Source organism: Mesorhizobium sp. LSHC412B00 (assembly GCF_000503035.1).
Taxonomy (GTDB): Bacteria; Pseudomonadota; Alphaproteobacteria; order Rhizobiales; family Rhizobiaceae; genus Mesorhizobium.
In genome coordinates, this window is record NZ_AYWB01000004.1 from 167,340 (window position 1) to 191,394 (window position 24,055).

Consider the following 24,055-nt stretch of genomic DNA (forward strand, 5'->3'; position numbering starts at 1 on the left):
TTGCTCATGTGGGCGAACGTCATCCGGGTTTGATGCTGCCATCTCTTGCGCCTGCCGATGAAAAACTGCTGCTGACCTTCGCCGACCCGGAGGCGCCGGCTGCCATTGGCCGTGACGTTGCTGCCGAAAGCTTGCTGGCACTGCTCGTCAATGCCGAGTTCCACGGCGTGCTTCCCATCATGCTGCGCAAGCTCAGCGAGATCGGCGACGCCCAACTGCCTGCGGACGCAGCCTTGCGGCAAAAGCTGTCGGAACTGCGTGATCGCTCGACGCTGGCGACCGGCCAATCGATGCTGCTGCAATATCATGGCGACCGCATCATGAAGGCATTGGCGGCGAAAAATGTTCCGGCCCGCATCGTCAAGGGTCCGGTCTTCGCACGCAAACTTTACCGCCACGCCGCTGACCGGCCGTTCACTGACATCGACATTCTGGTCGAGCCGGCCAGCATCATTGAAGCCAACCCGGTGATTGCCGGATGCGGCTTCGAGCTCTGGAGCGGCGAGGCGCAGTCGCAGGATCTGCAGGAGTTCAAGTGGCTGGAGAAGGAGAATACCAGCCTGCTGATCGAACTGCACGGCAACCTGGTGCATGATTCCGGCATGCGGCGGCGGCTGTCGCTGGGCTTTCGCGAATTGCAGATCATCGACGGCAGCGAGGCCGACACGCCGGCCGCGCTGCTGACCATCGCCATTGTCCACGCCGCCGGCGGGCACAAGTTCCACCGGCTGCAGCTTTGCGTCGATGTGCTGCAGGGCGTGCGCGCGCTGCGGTCGCCCGCGGATGAAGACCGGCTTTTCGAGGCGGCGCGCATCAGCGGCATCGAGCTCGAACTGGCGACGGTTCTCAATGTGACGGGGCGGCTGTTTGATGCACCGCGCGCGATCGAACTGGCCGACCGCATCAAGCCCGACCTCTCGATATTTTTGGCCAAATGGCTGATCACCGGCGATACGCTGCTCGGCGTCAATTCCAGGGACAAGATGCATTCGCGCCTGCGCCGCGACGCCTTCCGCTGGATCCAGCGCCTCGCCAGGCCAAAGCCGCATTCTGCCTGAAGTGTGCTTTAGTCCCGCGCCGCCAGCGCCGAGCGGATCAGCGGGGCCGCCTCGGCCGGGTTCGCGCCGACTTCCAGGGTAAATGTCGGGACGGCTTTGACCAGCGTTGCGATGGTTGCCATGCGGCGCTTCTGCGCCGGCAAAAGGCCGGTCATGCCGGTCCTGACATTGTCGGTGGCAAGCGCCACCATGGCGTCTGTCCTGGTCATGGGCACGAGCCGGGTTTGCGCGTCCGCCGAGCGGGCGAGATGAAACAGTGCCGCAACCGGTCTGCCGACAGTTTCCTCGATGCGGATGATCTCGGCGAGACGTTCCAGCGAGACGGCCTGCTCGCCATTGGCGTCCCATTTGTCGCCAAGGCAAGGCGCCACGAAGGGCAGCATTGCCGCGGTGTGGCGGTGGACCTTCACCTTGCGCGGCAAGCCCCAGGCCGTGATGCCGCCACCGGCCAAAACCTTGAGGATCATGGCGTCATCCGAGCACAGGCCGAAACCTTGCGACGCCAGCGCCAGCGACGTCGTTGACTTGCCGGTGCCGCTCGGCGCATGGATCAGCACGAGCGCCTCGCGGCCGGGCAATGTCAGGCCGGCGGTGTGCAGCATGTGCTGGTCGCCGGCATCAAGTGCTGCATCCAGCACCATCATCAGCACCGTCCATTTGACCTTGGCATCGGGATGGACTCGTATCTCGGCCCAGCCTCCATCGGCATTGATCGAGACGGTCTGCAGGCCGGGAAAGACCAGATGAACGGTGCCGCCACCGTCGATCAGCCGGCAATGGCCGTCCTCCGGCACCTCGCCGTCGAAAGCGAGTTTTCCGGCAGGCGATTCCGGTAACTCCCGCGTCTCGACGATGTCGACGCGGAAATCGGGCTCGACCGGCCCGCTCACGCGCAACGTGCCGAGCAAGAGGTCGAAGCTCGGCCAGAGATCGGCCCGCGAGGCCGATATGCTGATGACCTGGCCCTGGAGATCATAGCAGAAGGTGGTCGCCGGACCGGTCAAGCAGCGTGCGCCTTTCCGGCATCGGCGTGATGGCGATAGATCTGCACCATGCCGGGGAGGCTGTCCGAGACCACCGGGCGGCCATCGAGACAGACCCAGCAATGGGCAGACATACGCGGCGCCTGCATCGACTTCGGATCGACGCCGAAGCGCAGATCCGGATCGAAGCCGGCAAAGCGCAGGAAGCGGTGGGCGAGCAGGCCCTCGCGCAGGCATCTGCGGTCGCGCATCAGCCAGGGGTGCCGGACGGTCCGGTTGACGGCAGCGACGATGTAGGCTGACGACAGGCCGCGATAAGGGGTGGGTGCGCTGAGCGGCGCCCATTTCAGCACCGATTCGAAGCTGCGGCGCCCGATCAGGGTCGGCATCAGCCGCGCGCTTGCCCATAAATGGACACGAAACAAAGCGCGCAGGAGAACGCCGTCCACCATCAGGGAGCCGGGTCGGCGAGAATGCCTTCGCTCACCAGTTCGGCGGCCAGCGCCGCCATGTCCTGGTCGAGCGTGCCCTTGTCGACCTCGAACTCGTCAGACAACAGGACGACGATCTGGTCAAGGCTGCGGGCGCCGTCCACCTTGTCGAGAAAGGCTTCGGTGGTGCCGTTGCAGGTGTAAAGCTGGCCGCTGCGCGCCAAGAGCACGACGGCGCCATCGCCGACATGCTGGACCGAGGCGTCGTCCGCCAGCCGCAGAACCATTTCAGAACCGATTTGGGCCATGGAGCCCCTCCACCATTTTCCTGGAGAGCAGATAGCGCGGCGATGCGGGTCTGTCCATTGCGCGGGCGAGAGGGAGAACAGGCCGGCCTGACCGTTCTGTGGCAATCCGGCAACGCCACCATCCTCACGACACAGGCGACCGAAGCCTAATGGAGACATCCAATTTCAGATTGTGGTAGCTTCCACATCATTCAGAGCCTGAGAACAGGGAAGCACCCCAGAAATCGTCGGTGATTGCAGCTGGTAATCACCGCCGCAAACCGTCAAGCCGGCTATCTCGCAGGGTCAAGGTCTTGCTTTTCTTACCTAAAGTAAGCTATGCAGTCGCGGGGTTTTGGGAGAGCATTGGGTATGCGTTACAATTGGGAGCGGGCGCCGACCGCGTTCGAACGTCATCGAAAAGCGTTGGCAGCCGCCATATTGATTGCGGGTGGCGTCGGGCTGATGCTGGCGGCCTTGCCGCTTTAAGAGCTGATATCCGACACGAACGCCCTGCTTTCTCCGGGCGCATGAGCTTTTTCTGCCTGCCACAAGGGGGGCCGCAGCTTAGCGTGCCTGGCCGGTTACGGCGATGAAGCGGCGGTCCCGTCCTTCGAAGCCCTGGCTGAAGCGCTGCACCAGCACGGCCAGTACCGCCGGCTTGTCGGGCGGGGCGTATTCGTAGGATTCCGACAGGCTGTAGGAGGTCGGGCAGTTGCGCGAGCCCGGCACGGCCTTGTCCTCGTGCAGCACCTTGAACGGCTTGCCGTCCTGCCCCTGCAGCGACAGGCGGAAGCCGCGCGCCTTGCCCGTCTTGTCCCCTTGAAGTGTCTTGTCGCCTTGAAGTGTCTTGTGCCCCTGAAGAGGCTGGTCGCCTTCCTTGGCGTCATCAAAGCTTGCCGAGCAATCCTCCTTGCTGTCGGCCAAAATCTCATCGAGCTGGATGGTCGAAATCTGTGTTTCGCCATAGAACGGCGACAGCCATTTCTGCGCGGCCTGCTCGAGGCGGGGGATGTCGTTGTACTCGACCGTGTCGTCCGGGAAGGTGAACCTGTCGGAGGCCGTGCGCGTGCCGCGCTCGGCGATGCCGTATTTGGCCAGGATTGGCGCGGCCTGCTTTGCGGCCTGCGCCCGTGCCTGCTCCACCGTCGTGGTCGCCTCTTCCGATTCATCGAGGACAAGGATCGGCTTGCCGCCGACGAACTCGTCTGTGCTTGTGTCGATGATGTCGATCTGCGACCAGCCGGAAACGGCAGCGTCGACCTCGCCATATTGCTCGAAGGCGAAATATTTGCCGTCGGGGGAAAAGCCGATGATGCGCCGCGCGGCGGCATCGCCGGCCTGGGCGGCGGAAACGATCGTCAACAGCAGCGCTGCTCCAACGGCAGATCCAACCCCGTATCGTACCGTCATTGCGCGCCCTGCCCCGATTTCAAACCCGGCCATGGTGCCTGCAATTTATGGCCAAGGCGAGATCGGCCAAGCGCCAAATTTCGGGAAAGACATGGCATTTGGGGAAAGACGTGGCCGGGAAAACCCGCATAGGCTATTGCAAGATAGAGAGTTTTCCCGAGGAGGGATGAATGGCGTCACGCTACCACGAGGTCTATGACGGCTGGAAACGCGACCCAGAACAATTCTGGGCCGATGCGGCCGAGGCGATCGACTGGTATTCGCCGTGGACCAGCGTCTTCGATGCCAAGGCCGGCGTTTACGGGCGCTGGTTCAACGGCGCCAGCTGCAATACCTGCTTCAACGCTCTCGATCGCCATGTCGCAGGCGGCCGTGCCGACCAGATCGCACTTATCTACGACAGCGCGATCACCGGCACGGTCAAGAAATTCACCTATGCCGAATTGAAGCGCGAAGTGGTAGCGCTGACTTCGGTGCTCAAGAACCGCGGCATTCGCAAAGGCGACCGCGTCATCATCTACATGCCGATGGTGGCCGAAGCGGCGGTCGCGATGCTTGCCTGTGCCCGCATCGGCGCGGTGCATTCGGTGGTGTTCGGCGGCTTTGCCTCGCACGAGCTCGCCACCCGCATCGACGACGCCAAGCCGAAGCTGGTCATCTCCGCGTCCTGCGGCCTGGAGCCTGGACGTGTCGTGGCCTACAAGCCGCTGCTCGACAAGGCGATCGAAATGTCCCGCCACAAGCCGGACGCCTGCCTGATCCTGCAGCGCGACCAGCTGCGCTGCGATCTGAGGGAGCATTACGATATCGATTTTGCCGACGCCGTTGCCCGCGAGCGCGCCGCGGGCGCCAACGTCGATTGCGTTCCGGTGCTCGCCACCGACCCGCTCTACATCATCTACACCTCCGGCACGACCGGCCAGCCGAAGGGCATCGTGCGCGACAATGGCGGCCACATGGTCGCGCTCAAATGGACGATGGAAAACGAGTTCGGCGTCAGACCGGGCGAAGTATTCTGGGCGGCCTCCGATGTCGGCTGGGTGGTCGGCCATTCCTACATCGTTTACGGACCGCTGCTGCATGGTGCGACAAGCGTGCTGTTCGAGGGCAAGCCGATCGGCACACCCGACGCCGGCACCTATTGGCGGGTGATCGCAGAACACGGCGTGGTCGCGCTGTTCACCGCGCCGACGGCCTTCCGCGCCATCAAGGGGCAGGACCCCAAGGGCGAATTCGTGCCGAAATACGATCTGTCGAAATTCCGCACTCTGTTCCTGGCCGGCGAACGCGCAGACCCGGAAACCATCAAATGGGCGGAGCAGAAACTCAACGTGCCGGTGGTCGATCATTGGTGGCAGACCGAGACCGGCTCGCCGATGACCATCAACCCGGCGGGCCTCGGCCTGCTGCCGGTGAAATACGGCTCGCCCGGCGTGCCGATGCCGGGCTACGACATTCGCGTGCTCGACGATGCCGGCCATGAAGTGCCGCGCGGCACACTTGGCAATGTGGCGGTGAAACTGCCGCTGCCGGCCGGCTGCCTGCCGACGCTGTGGAATGCCGACGAGCGTTTCCGGCAAGCCTATCTCGAGGAATTTCCCGGCTTCTACAAGACGGCCGATGCCGGCATGATCGACGACGACGGCTACCTCTATGTCATGGCGCGCACAGACGACATCATCAATGTCGCCGGACACCGGCTGTCGACCGGAGCCATGGAGGAGGTGCTTTCAGCGCATCCCGATGTTGCCGAATGCGCCGTCATCGGCGTCGCTGACGCTATGAAGGGCCAGGTCCCGCTCGGCTTCGTCGTGCTCAATGCCGGTGTGTCGCGCGATACCGCTGCCATCGAAGGCGAAGTGGTGGGGCTGGTGCGCGAACGGATCGGCCCGGTCGCGGCCTTCAAGACCGTGGTGACGATCAAGCGCCTGCCCAAGACGCGCTCCGGCAAGATCCTGCGCGGCACCATGCAGAAGATCGCCGACAAGGAAGAATGGACGATGCCGGCGACTATCGACGATCCCGCCATTCTTGACGAGATCACCGCGGCGCTCAAAGCCCGCGGCATCGGGGTCTGACGGCCCCAGTGGCGTTGTTCCAGCGATCCAGGCCCCCCCGGCCGGCGCCGCGCGAGCGCCTGGAAATGGATATGGACGACACCGTCGTCTACGCGATCGGCGACGTGCATGGCTGCTACAAGGAATTGCTGTCGCTGGAGCAGAAGATCCAGCTCGACGCGCTGCAATTTCGCGGCCGCAAGATTATCGTCATGCTCGGCGACTATATCGATCGCGGGCCGCAATCGGCGCGCGTGCTCGACCACCTCTTGGCGCTGCCGCCAACAGGGTTCCTGCGCGTCTGCCTGGCGGGAAACCACGAAGTGGCCATGCTGAACTATCTCGACGGCTATCTGTCGCGGGACCGCTGGCTGGCGGTCGGCGGCCGCGAGACTCTGTTTTCCTATGGGGTCGATCCGGCGCGGCTTGCCAGCCTCTATGCCTCGAGCGACGCGGTCGACCGGCGCGTGAAGGAGGTCATTCCGGCCAGCCATATCGACTTCCTGCGCAGCCTGCCGGTGCTGCTCTGTTCGGATAAATTCGTTTTCGTCCATGCCGGCATCAGGCCGGGCATCGACCTGGTCGCACAGGATGAGCAGGATCTGCTCAACATCCGCGACGAGTTCTTCAAGGCCGCACATCTGCTCGACCGCCTTGTGGTGCATGGGCACACGCCGGTCGATATCCCCAGGCTTGACGGGCGAAGGCTCGGCATCGACACCGGCGCCTTTCAGAGCGGACGGCTGACAGCGCTCAGGATCGCGGGTAAGTTCGGCAAGCTGATCTTTTCCTGACCTGCCGTGCTTCTTCGTTTGAGCGTGATCTTTTCCGAAAACCGGATCCGCTGTCCGGATCACGCTCCTTTTCAGGATCGCGCTCCGTTCAGGCGGCGGTCTTGGCTCGCACGTCCGATTTCTCCAGATAGTAGGTCGAATAGCGGTCGAAGAACTTTTCCGAGCCGCCGAGCGAGCCGTATTTCGGCAGCTTCTTCAGATCGACCTTGTTGAGCACGGCGCCGACGACCTTGCTTGCGACGTAGGGTTCCTGCTCCAGCAGCGAGCGCACCATGGCGCGCGGCGTGCGGCCCCATTCGGCAACCAGCACGAAGCCGTCGACCAGCGGCGCAAACGCCTTGGCGTCGACCACGGGGCCGAGCGGCGGCAGGTCGACGATGATGTACTCGAACGTCTCCTTGGCGTTGTCGATGAAGCGCCGCATGCCGGCCGACGACAGCAGCTCGCTGGTATGCGAGAATTGCCCACGCAGCACGGCCGGGATGATCGCCAGCTTGGTCTGGCGGTCGACTTTGCCGACCGACTGCCAGGTCTGGCCGTTGACCACGGCCTCCATCAGCCCCTGCTCGGCTTCCATGCCGAGGTTGCGGCTGAGGCCAGGATTGCGCAGATCGGCGTCGATCAAAAGCGTCTTCGAGCCGTTGGCGGCCAGCAATCCGGCGAGATTGGCGGCGACCGTAGACTTGCCCTCGCCGGGCAGGACCGAGACCACGCCTATGACCCGGCTGCCTTGCCCTTCCATGACGACGTCGAAGGCGATCTTGGCGTTGCGCAGCGTTTCGGAGAACATTGATGCCGGCGCATCGACGCTGACCCGCATGCGCGCCCGTTTCTCGGCCGCCGACAATGTGTTGGCGCCTTTGGCATCCGCCGCACCGCCGTCGGCGTCCTTGCCGAGCCTGCCGCCGATCATCGGCAAATAGCCGAGGAATTTGAGGCCGACGCGATCGCGAATGTCCTCGCCGGTCCTGAAGAAGCGCTCGTTGAACTCATTCAGGCCACCAAAGCCGGCGCCAAGCAGCACGCCAAGCACCATCGACAGCGCCAGCACCCTGGAGGTGCGCGGGCTCGAGGCGGAAAGCGGCGTTGAGGCATCCGAGATGATGCGGACCTTGCCGACCGGGAAGGATTGCTGCTGCGAGGCCTCCTCGTAGCGGCTAAGGAAGGTCTGGTAGAGCGTGGTCAGCGCCTGCGCCTGCTGGTCGAGTTCGCGCAGTTTGACCTGGCTCTGGTTGTCGATGGAGCTCTTGCCGGCCGCGTCGGCGATCTTCTGCCTCAGTGAGGTCTCGCGTGAAAGCGCGACTTCATATTCATTGCGATAGCTTTCGGTCAGTTGCTTCAACTCGCCGAAAATCTGGGTCGACAGGTCGGCCTTTTCCTTGGCCAGCGCCACCGCCTGCGGATGGTCGGCGCCGAAATTGGCCGTCACGTCCTGCAGCCGCTTGGCCACTGCGAGATAGCGGGTCTTGAGCGTTGCAATGACGGAGCTTGCCGGCTGATCGCTTGAGATGGCGGAATCGTTGAAGGCATTGTCCGAGCCGCTTTCGACGATGGTCTTGTATTGCTGATAGCGGGCGCTGGCGCGCGCCGTATCGGCCTGCGCGACGATCAGTTGCGCGGTGAGATCGGCAATCTGCTTGTCGCTGATCAGCTGGCCGTCGCTGTTGGCGGCCAGACCATGCTCGGCCCTGAATTTCTCGACCGCCATAGCGGCCGCCTGTGAGTTCTGACGAAGCTCGGTCAGCCGGCCCTGCAGCCAGACCGCAGCGCGCTCGGTGGCGTCGAAGCTGGCATTGAGCTGGTCGGCGAGATAGGCGTCGGCATAGGCCTTGGTGATGGCGGTGGCGAGCGCCGGATTGGTCGACTGGTAACCGATGGCGAGCACATAGGAGCGGCCGTTGCGCTGCGCCAGCACCTCGCTCTGCAGCTTCAGCACGGCATAGTCGTGGCGCGCCGTCTGCATCATGGCCTGGCGTGTCGCCTCATCGACGTTTTCCATGCCGGGAATCTGCTCGGCGGAACTTGAGCGGAAATAGCCGATCACGCCGCGCACGAAGCCGATGCCCTTGACCAGCGCCGATTGCGGCGGGTTCATGAACTCTGCGTTCTGGTCGAGTTTCAGCTTGTCGACCACCACCGAGGCCAGCCGCGCCGAGGTGATGATTTCGATCTGGCTGAGCAGGGCGGCGTCGGTCTGCATGGTGACGGATGCAGCCGAGATGTCGTCGATGACCTTGTTCAGGCCTTCGTCGATCAGCACGCTGGCGACCGACATGTATTGCTTGGGCGTGGTCTGCAGATAGAGCAACCCCAGGAACAGGCCGATGATGGCGCAGACCGCCACCACCTTGACCTGACGCGCCGCCATGCCAAGCAGGCGCTCGACGTCGATGAAGTCTTCACCCTTTTCCTGATCGGGGTTGGGCAATGGCATCCTCTTGTCGAGAGGAAAGCTGGCATAATTCATCTTCGATCCAATTCTAGGTTACAGGCGCCGGAGCGAGACGGGTCAGGTCCCACCTCGTCCGAAGCTGCGGAGATCGGGGGCAAGATATGCAACGCAAGCTTCATGCCATCCGGCGCCGGGCCTGAGCGGCCAGGCGTGCAGGCATGAGCCGCGCCATCGTCCAAACGCATATGCCCTCGAAAGATGGGCATTATGCGGCCACTTCCTGACGCTCATGCGACCGCACGAACGCCTGCAGCATTTCCAGCACAGGTCCCTTCATGTCGTCGCGCGCCAGCGCGAAGGCGATGGTCGCCTCTATGAAGCCTTCCTTGGAGCCGCAGTCGAACATGCGGCCATTGAAAGGCTGGGCAAAGAAAGACTGGCTTTTCGCCAGCCGCACCATGGCATCGGTAAGCTGGATTTCGTTGCCGGCGCCGCGCTGCTGGTTGCCCAGCAGCGAGAAGATCTCGGGCTGCAGGATGTAGCGGCCGTTGATGTAATAGTTCGACGGCGCATTGGCCGGCGCCGGCTTTTCGACCATGGCCGTCACCTCGAAGCCGCTGCCTGTCTCGGCGCCGCGCCCGACGATGCCGTATTTGCTGGTCTCGCTGGGATCACAGCGCTCGACGGCGATCACATTGCCGCCGGTCTGCTGATAGAGATCGACTGTTTCAGCCAGGCAACCTCGGCGACCGAACGACACCATATCGGGGAGCAGCAGGGCGAAGGGCTCGTCGCCGATGACTTCGCGTGCGCACCACACCGCATGGCCGAGACCATGTGGCGACTGCTGGCGGATGAAGCTGGTGGCGCCGGCCACGGGCAGCATGCTTTCGAGCGCCTCCAGCTGGGTCTTCTTGCCGGTTTGTTCGAGCGTTCCAATCAGTTCGGGGTGCAGGTCGAAGTAGTCCTCGATGACAGCCTTGTTGCGGCCGGTGACGAACACGATGTGCTCGATGCCGGCTTCGAAGGCCTCGTCCACCGCATATTGGACGACCGGCCGGTCGACCACGGGCAGCATCTCCTTCGGAATCGACTTGGTTGCCGGCAGGAACCGTGTTCCAAGCCCCGCCACAGGGATGACTGCCTTCCTGATTTTCTTCATCGCAAATTCCTTCTGAGCAGATCGATTTCAGCCTGTTGCAGGCCACGAACAAACGTCTTCATGTACTCGCCCTCCTTACTCCGCGCCGACAGCAAACTGCGCCGCCACCCTTTTGAGGCGGACGGCGATCGGCATCGACATGTGCCTGACAGCCGCCGGATCACTTAGCGCGGTGCGTATCGCTTTCAACGGCGAACGCGCCTTGATGTGCTGGACCAGCGACAGGAACGATGCCGCCTTGCGCAGGCTGCGGGCGCGTTTGGCGAAGGCGGCCGCAGCAGCAGCGTCCATGGAATTGGTCTCGGCGAAGACCGCGTCGGCCTTGCGCATCGCCTCGATATGGTGAAGCTCGAGCACGCGCGAGATCGAGCCCGTGCGGATGTGGTAGATATAGCCGGTCGTCGGCTCGACGACGCATTTTCCGCCCTTGGCCAGCGCGTTGGCGAGCAGGATGTAATCCTCGCCTATGCTCAGACTTTCATCATAGCGAAGCCCGTTTTCGATCAGGAAACGGCGCTGGAAGATCGGCTTGAGATAGCCAAGGTTGAACGTGGATTCGAAAACGATGTTGCCAGCGATGTAGTCGGCGAGCGTGATTTCACGCAGGCCCTCCAGATATTCGGCGGGAAACATCGTCGCTTCGGCAATGCCGTCCTCGCGCACCACCTGGAGGTTGTCGACGGCGATCACAGCGCCCGCGCTTTCGGCCCGCGCGATCATGGCAGAAAGCCGCCCGGGCAGGACGGCATCGTCGGAATCGAGCACCGCGACCCAGCGGCCGGAAGCCAGTTCGAGCCCGGCATTCCTGGCGCCGCCAGGGCCACGATTTGCCGGCAGCGCAACCACTTTGACGACATCTTTTGGATAGGCTCTTGCGACGTCGAGCGTGTTGTCGCGCGACTGGTCATCGGCGACGATGATTTCGACGCTGACATCGCGCTGGGCCATGGCGCTTGCGATCGCCCGGTCGAGCGTGGCCGCGGCATTGTAGGCTGCGATGACAAAGGAGACGTCAGGCTGCACGCTTGCCTCCTTGCTGCGGGGAAGACAGTCCGTATTGGCGAATTTCGCTGATACCGACCAGGCCGCTGACGACGCCGACATGCATGATGCCGCGCAGCACGCTGCGGTTGCGGCGGACCGGGCTAATCGCGGTCAACGCCGCCATGCCGAAGCAATAGACGGCCTTGGCCGAGGCAAGGCCGACAGCCTTCGCACGCTCTATCACGCCTGCGTCATGGCCGATGAGGTGGCCGTGCGTCTGGCCGAAGCGGAAGCGGCGGCGGCGCAGCCAGTCGAAAGCGGCTCGCGAACGCGGCACGACTTCCTCGACCCACGCCTCCGGCGCAAAGGCGATGCGACCGCCTGCCTTGACCATGCGGTTGAAGAATTCGGTGTCCTCGCCGCCGCTCTGGCCGCGCGCCAGGCTGAAACGACGGTCGCGCAAGCTGTCGGCGCTCATCCTCAAAAGGACGTTGCAGGTGTAGCCGGTGCGGATTTCGCCCTGCACCCAGACCGGCAAGGTCGAATGGAAATCGCCCTTGCGCATCCAGTCCGGCGCATCCGGGCGGTAGAGCGCCCGCACCGGACCGAGCACGGCCTCGGCGCCCCTTGTCTCCGCGATAGCAATCAGTTCGGCCAGCCATTGCCGGGAAGCGGTTTCATCGTCGTCGATGAAGGCGACAAAATCGGCCGTGCTGGCATCAAGACAGGCGTTGCGGGCAACCGAGATGTTGCGCGCCGGAGCGTGCCGGTAGCGGGCCACGAGCTTCAATTCGCTCGCCAGCGCGGTCACCAGCGGCTCGGCGGTCGGCTCGTCGTCATTGTCGGCGACGATGACGCCGATGCCGAAACCGGCAGGCATATCCATGGCAGCGAGCGACCGCAGCGTGTCGGCCAGTTCCGGCCGCCGGAACGTGCAGACGCAGATGTCGATTCGGCGGCTGTCGGCGACCATCATGCCACCCCGCGCTGCGATCGCGAGCCGAGCAGTTGCAGCCAAAACCCGAGCGACCAGCCGAAATGCATGACCATCGCCGAAATGCCCGCCAGCACATTGTTGGGACTGCGCTGGCTGATGGCGGTCACAGCGCCGTAGCCCAGACAGACCGAAGTCCAGACCAGCAGCGGCACCGCCGCCAGCCAGTGGATAAAGGAAAATACCGCGAGAAGGACGACCGGCGCCACCAGCAGCGGGATCATCTGCCGAACTTTCGGGATCATTCGGTGCTTGAGCACATTCTTGGCGCGGCCGCGGCCATAGCCGAGATATTGGAAATACAGGCCCTTCAGCGACGAACGCGGATAGTAGACCATCTGCGTCTTGCCGCTCATCCAGATGCGGTAGCCAGCCTGGCGCAGCCGGTAGTCGAGTTCGGCATCCTCATTGTGGCTGAAGCTCTCGTCATAGCCGCCGACCGCGGTGAAGGCCGAAATCCGGATCAGCGCGTGATGGCCGTGGTCGACCCATTCGCCGGCCGAGAGGTGCCGGTGCTTGGAGCCGCCGGTGCCGAGCTTGGAATTCTGCGCCGCCGCGACCGCTTTCTGCACCGCGCCGCTGCCGCTGGTCAGCATCGAGACGACGACCGAATCGGCTGAAGTGGCGAGCGCCTCCTCGACCAGCCGGTCGCAATAATCGGCGGGATAGCCGCCATGGGCATCAATGCGGATCAGGTATTCGGCGCGGTCACCGAGGCTGGCGACGGCGAGATTGATCGCCGCGCTCTGGATACGTTTTGGGTTGTGCAGGAGGACGACCTGAGGGTCCTTGGCCGCAACCGCTTCGACAATGGCCAAAGTACCATCGGTGCTGCCGCCATCGGCAACGACGATGCGGGCGCCGAGCCTTAGCGCTGCCGGCCTGAGCTGCTCGAGCAACGCGCCGATATGGGCTGCCTCATTCAGGCACGGAATGACGATCAGGCTTGGCGGCAGCGCTTCGGTTTGCGTCATCGGCGCCTTCCCATGCTCTGTACTTTTCCCATCATCAGCCATCGCTAAGCCAGCGCTTCGGTGACGAAGGGACCTGGGACCGCCGCCAGACCGCGCAGCCTGTCGACAAAGGCGCGGCAGTCGCTGCGGTCGTAGCTCCAGGTTCGTGGGTTGCGGGCCAGCACACGCGCCTTGGCCTTGCCGAAGTGCTCCTGGTCCATGCGGCCGAGCGCGGTTTCCAGGATTTCGGGCGTGGCATCGGAAAGCAGGACGCCAATGTCCTGCTGGTCGAGAAAGCGCCCGGTCTCGGTATTGCCCATCGAGATCGGCACGGCGCCGAAGCGGCAGCCCTCATAGAGGCGGTTGGGCAGCAGCCATTCCGAATTCTGCCCTTCCTCGAAGAAATCGATCGCCCAGGAAAAATGCACTTCGCCGTAGATCGCGGCCATGTCTTCCGGGTTGCGGTAGGGGCCACGAAAGGAGAGATAGGGTTCGGCCTCGACAAAAGCGTGGAAATCCGGGAATTCCGAGAGTGCCGGACGGCCCCGGAGGACGACCTCGAAGCGCCCGCCCTGACGGCGCGTGAAGTCGGCCAGCAGCTCCAGCGAGCGGCGGCAGCGCAGCGCGCCGAACCAGCCGATGCGCCACGGGGGTGCTGCAGGGTTTTCGGCCTTTGACCTGTCATCCAAGGCGATCGGCGCGGTTTCGAAGTATTTGTTTTCGACCAGTTCCACCGGTGCGGCGACCTGCCCGAACGGCTTGAAATAATTGGCGATGAAGGCCGGTGAGCTCGTCACCAGAAGCTTCACGTCGCGGGCGAGATAACGCTCCGCTGTGCGCAGTGCTTTGCCCAGCATGTCATTGCGCAGCACCAGGCGATGGATGTCGAGGCATTCGTAGACGATCGGCACGCCGCCGCGAAAGGCGGCCTTGGCGCGCCTGGCCAGCGCCAGCATTTCCAGATTGCGCGCGATGATGAGGTCGGGCTTCGGCATCGCCGCAAGCTTTGAGCCTATCGACAGCGCCGCCTTGGCGACCGCCGCCAGACGCTGGCCGAATCGGCCGTCACGCGTCGCGCCGAGGTCGACCGGCTGCAGCCCCTCGACGTCGGGAACAGCATTTGTGGTCCGACGGAAGCCGGCCAACGTGACCCGCGCGCCGCCTGCCTTGAGCATTATGATCCGCCGGCGCACCGCCGGGTCGGAAACATCGTGCACAAGGTACAAGACATGCAGCATGAAAACTCGACCGCTGTTGGCCCACCCACGGGAATGCTAACCCAGCTTTTGCTGCATCGCAACATTTTTGGTGCGCCGTAGCATAAGTGCACGTTTTTTGTTGCACTGCAAAATTGATGCGTTACCCTCCGTCGGGCTTGAGCGCCGCTCTGGCTGGTCACCCAGCCCGATGCAGCGATGGATTGTGACGCGAGCCGCATCGGGATCGTCCTGGCGTGGGTATTTTCGGTCGCCATGCCCGTCCTAGGCACCGCAGGCCACGCCGCGGAATCTGCTGACGAAATGAGGTATCCCATGAAGATCGTCGTTGAAAACACAGTCTGCCTGAATACCGGGGATGCGGCCATTCTGCTGGCGATCCGCCACATTCTCAAGACGATCGTGCAAGGCGACGTGCGGTTTGCCGTCTTCGACAGCCAGCCCGAGGTTGCGGAACGACTCTATCCGAAGACGGATTATCCCGACCTCGAATTTCATAAGCTGCTGTCGGAATCCCTGTTCCGATACAAGAATGGCAGCGGGCTGAGGGACCGGTTCAAGCCGATCTACAATCGGCTCGTTCTCCAGGCCCTGCGCTGGTTTGGCAGCAGCGCGCTAGGCAATTTTTTCAGCCATCGCGACCGGCGCGGTCTCGATATCTACGCCGACGCGGATATGGTGGTCACCACAGGGGGAACCTATCTCGTCGAGAACTACAATCTCGAACGACGCCTCAATCAGTTCAGGCTCGATGCCGTATTTGGCAAAGATCCGGTCTTCTTCACGCAATCCCTCGGTCCGTTCGACAAAAGTTACAACCGCCAGGAGCTCGGCCCGATCTTTGACCGCAGTCCGCTCATCCTGTTGCGCGACGAACGGTCGCGGACCCATATCCGGGACTTGGTGAAGGATCTCGGCAAGTGCCACGTGGTGGCCGATGCGGTATTCGCCTTGGCCGATACCGACAGGATCCGCAAGCGTCTCGCTTCCAGCCAGCCGCCGGCGTCGACGGGCCGCGTCGCTATTTCGGTCCGCCACTGGAACTACGTCAGCGACGGTGAGGGCGGCATGCGCCGCTATCTGGATTCGATCCGCGAGATCGCCACAATTCTTGTCAGGGACCTTGGCAAGGAGGTGACCTTCGTCTCCACGTGTCAGGGCGTGCCGGAATATGCCCATGACGATTCCAAGACCGCGCAGGCCATCCTTGCCGAGCTCGATCCTGAGATCGCCAGCCACGTAACGGTGGACGCTTCGTTCCACACGCCGGACCAGTTGATGGCGCTGGTGAAGGGCTTCGACTTCGTCGTCGCGACGCGCATGCATATGATGATCATGTCGCTTTGCGTCGGCACGCCGGTGCTGCCGATCGCCTACGAGTTCAAAACCAAGGAAGTGGCCAAGCGAATCGGTGTCGACGATGTGCTGCTCGACATCGACACCGTGACGCCCGAAGAGGCGCGCGAAAAGCTCGGCCGGTTTGCGGGAAATCTCGACCGCTATCGCAAGACAAGCCTTCAGGCCGTGCTCGAAGAACATGCTTCGGCAATGTCGGCCACAAACCTGCTGGCGCCGCTGATCGCCGGCCGCTCAGCGGATATTGCGCGCGGCGTTGGACAGGGTGGTGAACAAGGCGCGTCGCGACTGCGGGACGGCAAGCATGAAAACGAGACCGATGCCGTAGTTGAGGGCAAGCGCCAAAAAGACCGCGAGCAGGTCTGACTGGCCCGTTAGAGACGCCGGCAACCACAGGTACAGGAACCAGGCAAGCAGGGACGAGGCGATGAAAAGCCCCTGCATGAGCAGGAAGTCGGCGGCGGTCACCGGACCGACGCGATGGACCAGTAGCGCCAGCACGGGAACGCGCAGCACGTAACCGCTGATGGCATAGGCCGCGGCAACGCCGACGGCGCCCCAGTGCAGGCCGACGACGAAGGCAGCGACGGTCGTCAGCGACGAATAGATGCCCCAATGGAACATGGTCTTCGTCTTGCCCTGACAGATGAATATCCATCCCGTCGTGCTTGAAACGGACTGGACCAGGCTGGCGATGCCCAGCCAGGCAAAGATCGGTGCGACCGGTGCCCAGCCCGCGCCGAAGAGAAGTCCGACGATCTGATTGGAGGTCAGCGTCAGCGCCGCGATGCCCGGCATGGTAACGGCCGCCAGCATCCAGTTGGTGCGCACATAGATATCGCGAAAGCGGGCCTTGTCATCGTGGATGCGGCTGAGCAGCGGCACCATGACCCGTGTCAGCGGCTGGTTGATGTTCTGCAGCGGGAACAACAGGAGCTTGTAGGCGCGGTCGTAATAGCCGAGTTCGATCGCACCGGAATATTTGCCGATGAGAATGTTGTCGAGATTGCGCGAGAAGAAGTTGGCGAGGTTGAAGCCGGTCAGGTTGGCGCCGAACGACAATATATCGGCATCGACCTTCAGGTCCGGCCGCAAAGGCGTCCAACGCGCCACCAGCCAGGCGGCAGCCAGGGCGATAGCTGCCGAAACCGCCGGGCCGATGACCAGCGACCAGTAGCCCAACCCCGCATAGGCCGCGATCGCGGCGGCCAGAAGTCCGGCGGCGGCGCTTATCACGTCGTTCAGTGCGAGCTGGCCGAACTGCAGGTGCCGGTTCATCAACGCCAGCGGCACTGCGGCGAGACTGCCGAGAAGCAGCGGCAGGGCGGAGCCAAGGGTGATGCCGGACATACGTTGATCGCCATAGAACGCGGCGATGGCAGGCGCCAGGCCGGCCACTACCACGGCACTACCCAGCCCGACGAGCGCGCTGATCCAGAACACCTGGTTGAGCTGCTGGTTGCTGATGTCCTTGCGCTGAACCACAGCCTGCTGCAGGCCCAGATTCTGAAGCAGCCCGACGAAGGCCACGATCGGCCCGACGGAAGCCACCAGACCGAAATCCTCGGGGACGAGCAGACGGGCCAGCACGATGACGGAGAGAAACTGGATCGCCATCTTGAAGCCCTGGGCGCCGATGGTTACCAGCCCGCCGCGCAGGGCGACACGACCGAACTGGGGGGGCGGATTGGCGTTCATGCAAGCGACCTCGTTTCGCCAAGCCGCATGGCGATTTCCACGAAATGTTGGTTCAGCAGATCGGAGTTGAACTCCGCCTCGATCTTCTTGCGCGCCGCGAGAGCGATCCCTTCACACGGCTTCGGATTCTCGGCGATCCAGGCAAGCTTGCCGGTCAGCGCCGCAACGTCCCGCTCAGCCACGAGAAAACCCGTCTTGTGATCATCGATCAGTTCAGGGATCCCGGAATGATATGTGCTGACCACCGTCAGGCCGGCGGCCATCGCTTCCATCAGCGAAACCGGAATGCCTTCCAGATCGCCATCGCGGGCGCCGACGCTGGGCAGCAGGAACACATGCGCATCGCGCAGACGCTGTTTGACTTCGCTGTGCGGCCGGGGCCCAAGAAAATTCACCCTGTCGGCAATGCCAAGCTCTGCGGCGATCCCGTTCAGCTGCTCGAGAAGTTCTCCGCCGCCGATCACCGAGTAGATCCAGTCTCGCCGCGGCAGGCCAGCAAGCGCGCGAAGCGCATATTCGATGCCCTTCTTTTCAGTCAGGCGGCAGACCGAGATGAAAGAGAGCGTAGCCTGCTCCCATGAACGCCACCGATAGTCGATGTCACTCGGCCGCACCCCCATATGGTGAACCACAACCTGCTCCGGCGATGCACCGACCTCAATCAAGGCATCGCGGAAAAACGCATTCACCGGCAGTTGAAGAACGCCCTTTTCGAACACAATCTTGTAGCGCGCGAGCGTATTGTCATGCAGCGGTTCGCCGACATCACGGCCGTGAAATATCGTCACCAGGGGAGCGGAAATCCTCCCGCGCTTGATCGCGCGGGCCACGCGCATGCCGTTGTTGCCGAAATGGGCAACGATGACGTCGGCGCCCTGCAGTTTTCGCGCATGAGCAATGTCGATGGCGGTCGAGAGCTTGTCCCAGAACCTGCCGGACCACTTCCTGAGCAGCGGGCGATAGCGACCCAGGCCACCCCACCAGCATACGACCTTTCCTGGCAACGCCTGCCAGCGCGGATCATCGATGTTGCTGTCCCTGCCGAAGGGCGTCTCGTTGCAGACGACGCCGACTTCCATGCCGCGCTCAAGGCATCCGGCTATCTGGTCGAGAACAAAGGTTTCGGACAATGAGGGAAACTTGTCGACTACAAAGCAGATCTTCATCGGCAGGATGCGCTCGTCCGGGGAGCCGGTGTCCCTTTGACAAAAGCCGGGCCGAAGACAGGGTGGCGGAAGCACAAGACATGCAGCATGGAACTCTACCGCTGTTGGCCCACCCGCAGGAACGTTAGTACAGGTCTTGCTGCACTGCAACATTTTTGGTGCAGTGTAGCAAGATTTCCCTCAGCTTGGCGTGCCTGCCGATCAAACGCAGAGGAGCAGTGTCAGCCGGCAGATGAAGGATCCGCCAAGCCCTCGGAAACGCCGACATGACCGGTGGGTGCATGCGCAGGGCTCGATGTGGCCAGTTGGGTAACGATCTGCGCAAAACGTTCATTCAGAACATCTGCGTTGAAGTCCTCCTCGACTTTGCGGCGTGCGGCAAGCGCGATACGCTCGCATTCGGTCGGGTGCTCCGCGGCCCAGGCAAGCTTGCCGGCAAGCGCTGAAATATCTCGCTCGGGCGCAAGCAACCCCGTCTCCCCATCCTTGATGAGCTCCGGGATTCCCGAATGATACGTGCTGACCGCAATCAATCCGGCGGCCATGGCCTCCATGAGCGCGACCGGAATGCCTTCCATATCCCCGTCGCTGGCAGTGATACTTGGCAGCAAAAAGAGATGAGCCATGCGAAGCCGTCTTTTCACCTCTGCGTGAGGGAGGCTGCCGAGGAATGTTACGCGACCAGCCAAGCCCAGCTCTACGGCCAGCTTCTCCAGATTCATCCGCAGAGGACCGTCGCCAACAATGTCGTAACGCCAGTCTAGCTGCGGCTGGGAGGCCTTGAGAGAGGCCAGGGCTCGCAAGGCGAACTCGACGCCTTTCTTTTCGACCAGGCGGCAAACCGTCGTCACGACCAGTTGGGTGCCTTCCCACGATTCCCAGCGATAGCCGATTTCGCGGGTGTCAATTCCCATATGGTGGACCGTCGTGCTCGCCTGGGACAGGCCGGCTTCCAGCAGCATCGTGCGGAAGTAATCGTTGACGGGCAGGTTCAGGGTCCCATGCTTGGTCAGCCCGGCATATTGTGTCGCGAGCACTGCCTGCCGCGCCGGGATCGCCACGTCCGCGCCGTGAAAGATGGTTATGATCGGTGGTTTGAGCACCTTCCATTTCTTCAGTGCGGCTGCTCTCTCGCCGTTCTGTCCGAAGTGGGCGACAATCACGTCGCAGCGGTTCAGGCGGCGTGCAAAGGCGATGTCGAGAACGGTCGAGGCCTTGTATCGCAGACGCGGCGGCAGACGCTGTACAAATTTGCTGATTACAGCGGCCCATCGCCACCAATGTCGGGTTCTGGCGAGCAGCGTCGCCATCGGCTCGCTTTGCCGGTCAATTCGGTGGTCACCTTGCATCTTTTCGCAGACCACTTCAACCTGAAAGCCCCGCGCCAGCAGCCCAGCCATCTGGTCCACGACGAAGGTTTCCGAAAACAGAGGGAATTCGCCGACGACAAAGCCCACGCGCATGACCCGCCCATAAGGTTGGGGCTTGCTCGGACCAAGCGGTCCATATCGCACAAGCCCTAATGTAGACAGGCAGAATACACGTTGATTGCTGCAGTGCCACAAAATATTGCACTGCAGCAATTAAAAGTGATCCGGACGGGCGCACGACGCCTGGACCTGGCTAACGGGAACTTTGCGCGACCACGGTCGTGCAGCGTCTCAGCTGAACTGCAACACGACGCGTTTAGGCTGCGCGCTCCAAACCGACACGTCTTGCGCGGTCGAGAACGCCCATGAACGTTGCGAACTGGCTGTCGGGGTTCATTTGCCGCCGCTCCGAAAACTGACGTGCTGTCGCTGACAGCCGCTTGTACTCGGCCTCGTCGCTCCACAGCCGCCTGACCGTTGCGACCCAGTCGGCGAGCGGGGCGTCGTAGTCCAGTACCACGCCGCCGGCGCCTATCGCTTCCGGCAGACCGCCGCGCCGCGAGCCGACCACGGGAATGCCACTACAATGCGCTTCCGAGGCCACCCGGCCCCAGGCTTCTTCCCATTTGCTGGGCGCAAGCAGGATTTTCGTGCGGCCGTAGACCGTCTTCATGTCGCTGGTGCGGCTTTCCAGCTTGACGTTCTGGAGGGGAGAGATTGTTGCTTCGATCCGGGCTCGATGATCGTCGTCGAGCTTCCAGCTTTCGACGAACAGGAACGGGATCTCGGGACAGGCGGCGGCAATGCGCACCGCAAGATCGAAGCCTTTTTCCTCATATGGATTGATGAGCGTGACAAATTCACCGGTCGTCGGTGTGCTGTAGAACGCGGGATTGATGGTCGGCGGAATAACCGTCGAATCGATATCGAATTTTGCCTTATAGGCGCGCGCGGTGAACTCGGAGTTGGCGATATAGACCGCCGAATGGAGCTCACGCAGATCGCCGGCCAATTCGTCGAATTCGACATTCCTCAGATAGACGGTCAGCGGCACGCCAAGCCTCTGCAACTCTCTGCCGATCGGCACCGAATTGTGGCACTGCACGACCGCGACATCCGGCCTCAACTTTTTGACGGCGAAGTCGGCCGCTTCCCAGGGGAACCACGCCCGTACAACCGGATAGCCCGGGAAATTGTCGATGACCGCGCGCTGACGAAGGAGCTTCATCTTGGCGCGCGCCCTGAAGCCGAACATGCCGTCGCCGAACAGGGCTGCCAGAACGGATGCCTCGTGACCGTTTTCGCGCAATTGCTCGACCAGGTGGTGGGTGCTCGACTGGACGCCCCCGCTGAATTGCGGCGTGTAGCCGGTGCCGCCTGCAAACAGAACTTTCATGAACCTGGCTCCGCGTTGTGCCGCCCTGCCTTCACGCCGCCATCCTGCCGATCGAGAAATACTCGATGCCGTGACGGGCGATGACCTTGGGATCATAGAGGTTACGGCCATCGAAGATGACCGGCGTGGTCAGGGCATCCTTCACCGCGTCGAAGGACGGGGCGCGGAAACTCTTCCATTCGGTGGCGATCAGCAACGCGTCGGCGCCGCGCAGTGCCGCCTCCTTGGTGCCGCACAACAAAAGGTCGTCGCGCAGGCCGTAGATGGCCTGGCATTCCTGCATCGCCTCGGGGTCGTAGGCCTGCACATTGGCGCCGGCCTGCCACAGCGCCTCCATCAGGACGCGCGCCGGCGCCTCGCGCATGTCGTCGGTGTTGGGCTTGAAGGCGAGGCCCCAGAGCGCGAAGGTCTTGCCCTTGAGACTGCCCTTGAAATAACGGTGCACCTTGTCGAACAGCACCGACTTCTGGGCATTGTTGCGCTCCTCCACGGCGCGCAGCAGCTTGGCGTCGAACTTGACACCTTCGGCGGTCTTGATCAGCGCGCGGACATCCTTGGGAAAGCACGAACCGCCATAGCCGAGGCCGGGATAGATGAAGTGGTAGCCGATGCGCGGATCCGAGCCGATGCCCTTGCGTACCTCCTCGATGTCGGCGCCGAGCTGCTCGGCCAGATTGGCCATTTCGTTCATGAAGGAGATCTTGGTCGCCAGCATGCAGTTGGCGGCGTACTTCGTGAATTCGGCGCTGCGCACGTCCATCACGATCATCTTCTCGTGGTTGCGGTTGAACGGCGCGTAGAGCTCCCGCATCACCGCCTCGGTGCCCTCGCTGTTGGTGCCGACAATGATGCGGTCAGGCTTCATGCAGTCGGCGACGGCGGAACCCTCCTTGAGGAACTCAGGATTGGAAGCGACGTCGAAAGCCAGGTCCTGGCGCCCGCGCGCCTTCAGCGTCGCGGCGATTTTGGCCTTCACCTTTTCGCAGGTGCCGACCGGCACGGTCGACTTGCCGACGACGATCTTGGGACCGTCCATTTCGCGGCCGATGGTCTCGGCCACCGCCAGCACATATTTGAGGTCGGCCGAACCATCTTCGCCGGGTGGCGTGCCGACCGCAATCATCTGGATCTCGCCATGCTTGACGCCGGCGGCGGCATCGGTGGTGAACTTGATGCGGCCGGCGGCGTGGTTCTCCTTGACCAGGGCCTCCAGTCCCGGTTCGAAAATCGGCACCAGGCCCTGGTTGAGCCGCTCGACCTTCTTTTCATCGACATCGACGCACACCACCTGGTGCCCGACCTCCGCCAGCACCGCGGCCTGCACGAGACCGACATAGCCAATTCCAAAGACCGTCAAATTCATTCGGGTTAATTCCTGTTCACGCCCTTTGGCCTTATATAGCCGGGCCGGTTCAGATCTACTTTATGCTGCTTACACTGCATGCCAGCGATTCCGGAAACTGGCACGGCTGGCCGAGCGCGGTGAAGGCGACGCGCTGCACCTGCATCGTCACCTGGCGGCCGGGGTCCGAAAAGGCGCCCATCCAGTTTTTCAGCGTGTCGCTGCCCCAGAGGCTGAAGAATATCTTCTGCGAGTGGGTCGGCAATTGCTCGGGATTGGTCACTTCCTGGACCAGCTTGCCGTTGACGTACCAGCGCAGCCGGTCCTTTTCCCAGATAAAGGCATAGTCGTTGAAGCCCTTGTCGGCGCCGCCTTCGACCTCGGCCAGCTTCTCGTTCTTGGGCTTGCCGGCGATGTAGCTGTTGACCTGCACCTTGGATGTATCCTTGGTCAGCACCTCGAAGTCGATCTCATACCAGGGCTGTTTGTCGGCAGGGCCGATATAGGTGAAGAAAGCGGCGTTGAGACCGGATCCGGTGTCGGTCTTCATCCGTGCTTCATAGGTCCCATAGCCGAAGCGCTGCTTGGTCTGGATCTCGGCGCAGGCGAACTCGCGGTCCTTCAGTTTGCGCTTTTCGAAGCCGAGCGTCAGCATGTTGTCGGAAAATTTTACCAGGCTTTTCGACCAAGTGCAGTTCTGGTGATTGCCGTTCGACCAACCGTCGGAGACATACCAGCGCGAACCATCGAAACTCTTGAAATCGTCGACGAAGGACGGTGCGCTTTGCATCTCCGGGGAGGCGTCCTGGGCGCGGGAGGGGTGGGCGGCGCCGAGCAGAGCTGCGGCTGCCGCCAACAGAAGCGCACCAACGGATAGAAGACGCGTTGGGTTTACAAGACGCATTGGCCGATTTGGCCGCGTCGAAATCATGGCATCGATTGCCGCCATGGGCGTCGTCTTCGGATCTGCGTTCATATCAATTCACCTTTGTGCTGTTCCGC

At 62.6% G+C, this 24,055-nt stretch carries 19 protein-coding genes and 1 pseudogene; 4 read left to right on the plus strand and 16 right to left on the minus strand.

Annotated elements, in window-relative coordinates; all coding sequences use genetic code 11:
* Positions 1–32 precede the first annotated feature (32 nt).
* Positions 33–1,058, plus strand: coding sequence for a nucleotidyltransferase family protein (locus X757_RS155020; RefSeq protein ID WP_023725855.1), 1,026 nt, complete (start codon positions 33–35; stop codon positions 1,056–1,058).
* 8 nt (positions 1,059–1,066) lie between these two features.
* Here X757_RS155020 and X757_RS155015 read toward each other — a convergent pair whose 3' ends face one another.
* The 4 genes from X757_RS155015 to X757_RS155000 form a co-directional block, all read right to left on the minus strand.
* Positions 1,067–2,062 carry an HPr kinase gene (locus X757_RS155015; RefSeq protein WP_023694189.1) on the minus strand — a complete coding sequence of 332 codons (996 nt, stop codon included), beginning with the start codon at positions 2,060–2,062 and terminating at the stop codon, positions 1,067–1,069.
* Positions 2,059–2,493 carry a lasso peptide biosynthesis B2 protein gene (locus X757_RS155010; protein ID WP_023668789.1) on the minus strand — a complete coding sequence of 145 codons (435 nt, stop codon included), beginning with the start codon at positions 2,491–2,493 and terminating at the stop codon, positions 2,059–2,061. Before X757_RS155010 ends, X757_RS155015 begins: the two co-directional genes overlap by 4 nt.
* Positions 2,493–2,780, minus strand: coding sequence for a PqqD family protein (locus X757_RS155005; RefSeq protein ID WP_023684213.1), 288 nt, complete (start codon positions 2,778–2,780; stop codon positions 2,493–2,495). Before X757_RS155005 ends, X757_RS155010 begins: the two co-directional genes overlap by 1 nt.
* Positions 2,781–3,326: 546 nt before the next feature.
* Positions 3,327–4,124: a DUF2259 domain-containing protein gene (locus X757_RS155000; protein ID WP_245275047.1), complete on the minus strand. Its 798-nt coding sequence runs from the start codon at positions 4,122–4,124 to the stop codon at positions 3,327–3,329.
* 218 nt (positions 4,125–4,342) lie between these two features.
* On the opposite strand from X757_RS155000, the gene X757_RS154995 reads away from it, so the two are divergent.
* Together X757_RS154995 and X757_RS154990 are read left to right on the plus strand one after the other, a co-directional pair.
* Complete coding sequence (locus X757_RS154995) at positions 4,343–6,250, plus strand: propionyl-CoA synthetase (RefSeq protein WP_023689996.1); 1,908 nt, start codon at positions 4,343–4,345, stop codon at positions 6,248–6,250.
* Between the two features lie 71 nt (positions 6,251–6,321).
* The gene (locus tag X757_RS154990) at positions 6,322–7,023 is read left to right on the plus strand and encodes a metallophosphoesterase family protein (RefSeq protein WP_023689995.1); all 702 of its coding nucleotides are present in this window, start codon (positions 6,322–6,324) and stop codon (positions 7,021–7,023) included.
* An 88-nt stretch (positions 7,024–7,111) separates the two neighbouring features.
* Here the strand turns inward: X757_RS154990 and X757_RS154985 are convergent, their stop codons facing one another.
* The 6 genes from X757_RS154985 to X757_RS154965 all read right to left on the minus strand — a co-directional run bounded on the left by X757_RS154985 (position 7,112) and on the right by X757_RS154965 (position 14,746).
* On the minus strand, positions 7,112–9,490 hold the full coding sequence (locus X757_RS154985) for a polysaccharide biosynthesis tyrosine autokinase (RefSeq protein WP_023725857.1): 2,379 nt from the start codon (positions 9,488–9,490) through the stop codon (positions 7,112–7,114).
* A gap of 190 nt (positions 9,491–9,680) precedes the next feature.
* On the minus strand, positions 9,681–10,577 hold the full coding sequence (gene galU, locus X757_RS154980; protein WP_023668795.1) for a UTP--glucose-1-phosphate uridylyltransferase GalU: 897 nt from the start codon (positions 10,575–10,577) through the stop codon (positions 9,681–9,683).
* Between the two features lie 75 nt (positions 10,578–10,652).
* On the minus strand, positions 10,653–11,600 hold the full coding sequence (locus tag X757_RS0133715; protein ID WP_031196277.1) for a glycosyltransferase family 2 protein: 948 nt from the start codon (positions 11,598–11,600) through the stop codon (positions 10,653–10,655).
* Positions 11,590–12,534: a glycosyltransferase family 2 protein gene (locus X757_RS154975; RefSeq protein WP_196813586.1), complete on the minus strand. Its 945-nt coding sequence runs from the start codon at positions 12,532–12,534 to the stop codon at positions 11,590–11,592. The genes X757_RS0133715 and X757_RS154975 overlap by 11 nt, the downstream gene beginning before the upstream one ends.
* Positions 12,534–13,529 carry a glycosyltransferase family 2 protein gene (locus tag X757_RS154970; protein ID WP_023725858.1) on the minus strand — a complete coding sequence of 332 codons (996 nt, stop codon included), beginning with the start codon at positions 13,527–13,529 and terminating at the stop codon, positions 12,534–12,536. The genes X757_RS154975 and X757_RS154970 overlap by 1 nt, the downstream gene beginning before the upstream one ends.
* A 44-nt stretch (positions 13,530–13,573) precedes the next feature.
* Positions 13,574–14,746: a glycosyltransferase gene (locus X757_RS154965; RefSeq protein ID WP_023684222.1), complete on the minus strand. Its 1,173-nt coding sequence runs from the start codon at positions 14,744–14,746 to the stop codon at positions 13,574–13,576.
* Positions 14,747–15,040: 294 nt separating this feature from the next.
* Between X757_RS154965 and X757_RS1000000166365 the strand changes: the two are divergent.
* Positions 15,041–16,090, plus strand: a pseudogene (locus X757_RS1000000166365) (polysaccharide pyruvyl transferase family protein); the annotation flags it as partial.
* A gap of 225 nt (positions 16,091–16,315) precedes the next feature.
* On the opposite strand, the gene X757_RS154960 reads toward X757_RS1000000166365, so the two are convergent.
* From X757_RS154960 to X757_RS154935, 6 genes are all read right to left on the minus strand, one after another.
* Positions 16,316–17,779, minus strand: a complete 1,464-nt coding sequence (locus X757_RS154960; RefSeq protein WP_023684224.1) for a lipopolysaccharide biosynthesis protein — start codon at positions 17,777–17,779, stop codon at positions 16,316–16,318.
* Entirely contained in the window at positions 17,776–18,945 is a 1,170-nt protein-coding gene (locus X757_RS154955) for a glycosyltransferase (RefSeq protein ID WP_023725860.1), read from the minus strand. The genes X757_RS154960 and X757_RS154955 overlap by 4 nt, the downstream gene beginning before the upstream one ends.
* 221 nt (positions 18,946–19,166) lie before the next feature.
* Entirely contained in the window at positions 19,167–20,408 is a 1,242-nt protein-coding gene (locus X757_RS154950; RefSeq protein ID WP_023725861.1) for a glycosyltransferase, read from the minus strand.
* Positions 20,409–20,631: 223 nt separating this feature from the next.
* Positions 20,632–21,711: a glycosyltransferase gene (locus X757_RS154945; protein WP_023711257.1), complete on the minus strand. Its 1,080-nt coding sequence runs from the start codon at positions 21,709–21,711 to the stop codon at positions 20,632–20,634.
* Positions 21,712–21,742: 31 nt separating this feature from the next.
* Positions 21,743–23,074 carry a UDP-glucose/GDP-mannose dehydrogenase family protein gene (locus X757_RS154940; RefSeq protein ID WP_023668805.1) on the minus strand — a complete coding sequence of 444 codons (1,332 nt, stop codon included), beginning with the start codon at positions 23,072–23,074 and terminating at the stop codon, positions 21,743–21,745.
* A gap of 55 nt (positions 23,075–23,129) precedes the next feature.
* Positions 23,130–24,029, minus strand: a complete 900-nt coding sequence (locus tag X757_RS154935; RefSeq protein WP_023725862.1) for a glycoside hydrolase family 16 protein — start codon at positions 24,027–24,029, stop codon at positions 23,130–23,132.
* Positions 24,030–24,055 lie beyond the last annotated feature (26 nt).

Excerpts from the sequence above, each read along its gene's own strand:
- X757_RS155020 (WP_023725855.1), top strand. The coding sequence starts at position 33 with ATGCTGCCATCTCTTGCGCCTGCCGATGAAAAACTGCTGCTGACCTTC.
- X757_RS155010 (WP_023668789.1), bottom strand. The coding sequence starts at position 2,493 with ATGGTGGACGGCGTTCTCCTGCGCGCTTTGTTTCGTGTCCATTTATGG.
- X757_RS155005 (WP_023684213.1), bottom strand. The coding sequence starts at position 2,780 with ATGGCCCAAATCGGTTCTGAAATGGTTCTGCGGCTGGCGGACGACGCC.
- X757_RS154995 (WP_023689996.1), top strand. The coding sequence starts at position 4,343 with ATGGCGTCACGCTACCACGAGGTCTATGACGGCTGGAAACGCGACCCA.
- X757_RS154990 (WP_023689995.1), top strand. The coding sequence starts at position 6,322 with ATGGACGACACCGTCGTCTACGCGATCGGCGACGTGCATGGCTGCTAC.
- X757_RS154985 (WP_023725857.1), bottom strand. The coding sequence starts at position 9,490 with ATGAATTATGCCAGCTTTCCTCTCGACAAGAGGATGCCATTGCCCAAC.
- galU (WP_023668795.1), bottom strand. The coding sequence starts at position 10,577 with ATGAAGAAAATCAGGAAGGCAGTCATCCCTGTGGCGGGGCTTGGAACA.
- X757_RS154975 (WP_196813586.1), bottom strand. The coding sequence starts at position 12,534 with ATGGTCGCCGACAGCCGCCGAATCGACATCTGCGTCTGCACGTTCCGG.
- X757_RS154970 (WP_023725858.1), bottom strand. The coding sequence starts at position 13,529 with ATGACGCAAACCGAAGCGCTGCCGCCAAGCCTGATCGTCATTCCGTGC.
- X757_RS154965 (WP_023684222.1), bottom strand. The coding sequence starts at position 14,746 with ATGCTGCATGTCTTGTACCTTGTGCACGATGTTTCCGACCCGGCGGTG.
- X757_RS154960 (WP_023684224.1), bottom strand. The coding sequence starts at position 17,779 with ATGAACGCCAATCCGCCCCCCCAGTTCGGTCGTGTCGCCCTGCGCGGC.
- X757_RS154955 (WP_023725860.1), bottom strand. The coding sequence starts at position 18,945 with ATGAAGATCTGCTTTGTAGTCGACAAGTTTCCCTCATTGTCCGAAACC.
- X757_RS154950 (WP_023725861.1), bottom strand. The coding sequence starts at position 20,408 with ATGCGCGTGGGCTTTGTCGTCGGCGAATTCCCTCTGTTTTCGGAAACC.
- X757_RS154945 (WP_023711257.1), bottom strand. The coding sequence starts at position 21,711 with ATGAAAGTTCTGTTTGCAGGCGGCACCGGCTACACGCCGCAATTCAGC.
- X757_RS154940 (WP_023668805.1), bottom strand. The coding sequence starts at position 23,074 with ATGAATTTGACGGTCTTTGGAATTGGCTATGTCGGTCTCGTGCAGGCC.
- X757_RS154935 (WP_023725862.1), bottom strand. The coding sequence starts at position 24,029 with ATGAACGCAGATCCGAAGACGACGCCCATGGCGGCAATCGATGCCATG.